The sequence below is a fragment of the Zoogloea oleivorans genome, assembly GCF_008107625.1.
Lineage (GTDB): Bacteria > Pseudomonadota > Gammaproteobacteria > Burkholderiales > Rhodocyclaceae > Zoogloea > Zoogloea oleivorans.
Window position 1 is genome coordinate 1 of the sequence record NZ_SDKK01000044.1, and the last position, 2,838, is coordinate 2,838.

3 protein-coding genes and 1 pseudogene are annotated in these 2,838 nt (G+C 54.2%); 1 reads left to right on the plus strand and 3 read right to left on the minus strand.

Features of this window, described 5'->3' with window-relative positions; all coding sequences use genetic code 11:
* The first annotated feature begins 57 nt into the window (after nucleotides 1-57).
* Nucleotides 58-282 (plus strand): CopK family periplasmic copper-binding protein, encoded by a 225-nt coding sequence (locus ETQ85_RS27160; RefSeq protein ID WP_246128901.1) that lies wholly within the window; start codon nucleotides 58-60, stop codon nucleotides 280-282.
* Nucleotides 283-415: 133 nt separating this feature from the next.
* Here the strand turns inward: ETQ85_RS27160 and ETQ85_RS24640 are convergent, their stop codons facing one another.
* From ETQ85_RS24640 to ETQ85_RS24650, 3 genes and pseudogenes are all read right to left on the minus strand, one after another.
* The gene (locus ETQ85_RS24640) at nucleotides 416-1,135 is read right to left on the minus strand and encodes a hypothetical protein (RefSeq protein ID WP_148581653.1); all 720 of its coding nucleotides are present in this window, start codon (nucleotides 1,133-1,135) and stop codon (nucleotides 416-418) included.
* A 24-nt stretch (nucleotides 1,136-1,159) separates the two neighbouring features.
* Nucleotides 1,160-2,020: a hypothetical protein gene (locus ETQ85_RS24645; RefSeq protein ID WP_148581654.1), complete on the minus strand. Its 861-nt coding sequence runs from the start codon at nucleotides 2,018-2,020 to the stop codon at nucleotides 1,160-1,162.
* Between the two features lie 371 nt (nucleotides 2,021-2,391).
* Nucleotides 2,392-2,838, minus strand: a pseudogene (locus ETQ85_RS24650) (type II restriction endonuclease); the annotation flags it as partial.

Genomic DNA, 2,838 nt, shown 5'->3' on the forward strand with positions numbered 1-2,838 from the left:
ACGGGACGGCGCTGCCGGCGACGGCGGTTATGTGCCGAAGAAACTGATCAGAATTCGATCGTGATCAGCATTGCGCGGTGGGATTTACTGAAAACCTCGGGTTATTCGAGGTGCCCTTATATCTTCAAGGACGGAAAAATGGCCATGGAAGACAAGTATGGCCGTGCGACTCGTATGAAGAAAGAAACCGTCATGGAAACCAAGGATGGCCGGAAGATCATCATGCATGGCGATGAGGTCATGCGGCTTGACTCGCTACTACGACATGGTGACGGTAGCTAGTTGCCCCGTTCGTGCATGAGGTATAGCGGAGCCCCCAATGTTCGCTGAAGCGGCTTGGGGGCTCACGGCATTCGTTGCTGATTACGAATTCTCTCAAAATACATATGCCACAGCACGTCCGGCCGCTCGTGACTCACACTCTTTCTGGAGGAGAATCATAGTCGTCAAGCGCATCTAGCGCTCTCACCGTTTCAGTCGCCGGGTGGCGGAGCAACAGTCTGTTCACTTCAGAAGGCAGCTTGCGATCGCGCAGTATTTCGTAGATCTCCTTTCGTCGATCCGGATTTAATGCGTACTTCTTCTTTCCGTTGCTCGTTTTGAAAACGATCAGCTCGTGTTGAAATAGAATGTTCAAGACGTGTGCAACGCGGGGGGCATACTTAGCGTCCAGCCCCCGACCTTTTGGAATGTCACTGACCCACATGTAACCCTTGGAATTGCCTGTCCACATGCGCTCTTGTTCAAGTTTCCTGATCATGAGGAGGCCGACAATCACATCGAGTGCAACCAGGGGTTCGCCGCTCTGAAACTGGGCTTGGGCTCTGACAAGCACGGAACGCAAGTCAGCAACGTTGCCAATGCACTCAACGAGGACAGGAACTCGTGTGCCAACACGAACACGTACCTCTTCAATAATGCTCTGCTTGACGGATTGGATGAGAATAACTGGCCCAATGGACTGGAGCACCATTGAACAAAAATCCCGAGCATTGAATGAGGCGTCAGATGAGTATTCCTTGGCCTTGATCGGCCAGCCTCCGTGCAACGCCGGATTCTGGGCACACAATCGAACGCTTTCCGCGGGGCTGCCGTTGTATTGGTCTGGTGGATGACCTATGTAGAATATCCCCATCGCGCCCTCGTAACCAACGTCCAGTTAACGCGGTTTGGCATTGGATAGCGCGGAAAGCATCACACCCGCCGGAATGGGAATTTCAAGCAGTCTTTCAAGTGGAAGCAGTGATAGGGCTTCGAGAATGATTCGCCGAGTTTCATCGGACTCAAGATTTGGAATTGCTCCCTTAGCTGCATCTTGCTCAGCTCTTTTGTCGTTTTGCCCACGAGGAAATGACTGAAATGCACGCTCTGCCGGCAAGGCATGCTGAGCCAACCACTCCTTTACAACGGTAGAGACCCTGGCGGAGCGGAAACGATTCCACTGACGCAGTTCCACCTCGTCTGCACCTCGGAGCGCTTCGGCAAAGAGGTGAGGATGCCAAGAGTCGCCCTCGAGCAGTTCTGACCGTACAACATCAAACTTCCCGTGGACTCCGTCGAGAAACTCAACTGCCCACTTGCGTTGCTCCTCGAGGGAGATGGGCGCAATCTCAACCCAGTCGTCTACAGGATTCGGCGCTGTGGAGAGTCCCATGCGGACCATCCCGTTATGCCGATGCATGAACCGCCTTCCCGTAGGCGTTCCCATTACGAAAGAGTCCCAGACAGATTTCCGCAATGGATTAAAAGTCTCTAATGAGACCGAAGGCGTTGCTACCTGATTGATGGGCTGGATCGCCAGTGCCTTCTTGTCTGTTTCGATAACAGACAGTCTGCTCTGAATCAGAGGGTCAGAAAGGAGTTCGGACAACGAACGTTTGCCGAAGAACTTCCAGTCGACCTCAGGTGAGGCTTGCTTGAGTAGTACACCGAGAGCCGCGGCCGTAATATAGCGACTTCCCGGTTTCAGGTTGACGGTGGCGAGCTGGACCACCAAGTCCAAGTATTCTGTATAAGTCATTTCCGGTCCCCTCAAGATTAAAGCCCCTTAGGAAATCCTAAGGGGCAGTGTCTTGTGCTGCATATTGCAGGGATCGGAACAACTAGGGCGCAAAAGGCACTCATCTGAGTACAAACGTACTAGTCGCCTGCATGCGACTCGTGACTCAGAACCTAGTATTCTTAGCTATCAGGTCCCACTACTCGATGAAAATCATCTTCCCCCCTTGAGCGCTTGCTCAAGCAGTAGTAACAGGTCATCAGCGGAGATCATTATCTAGACTCTGACAGGACGAGTCAAGCATACACTTAACGCCATCCATAGCATCCAGTCCTGTGCAACAAGCGCCCCCTCGTACTGCCATACGGTGGTACAGACATCTCAACGCGAACTCAGAACATTCTGGCGATCGCCTCCACAGGCTTGATACCAGCCCCGAAACGGGCGATGGCTTCCCTGTGCTGTCGTAGCTCCCCATACGGCAGATAGCGGATGTTGAGTTCCCTCACCTGTGAGAAGGCCGGCCTCAGCACCTGCTGCCGGACATCAGCCTCTCGTTCATCGGGGGCGACGAGGAATAGATGATGGCGCTGGGCCGCACCACCGGACAAAGCCAGATCCAGCAGTCGAACGATGCCAGAGTAGATCGAGGTCGTGTGCTCGACCTCGAACGCCGCCACCACTGCGCCGGATTCCCGTTCCAGCCAGATCACATCGATGAGCCGCACCGCGTCAGCCCCTTCGCTTTGCAAAGCCGGGGGTAAGACGGTGAGACACCCATCGGCAAGGCGCCCTCCTCCGCCATAGGGTCGGCTCTGGTCGTTGCTGGCAATCCACAC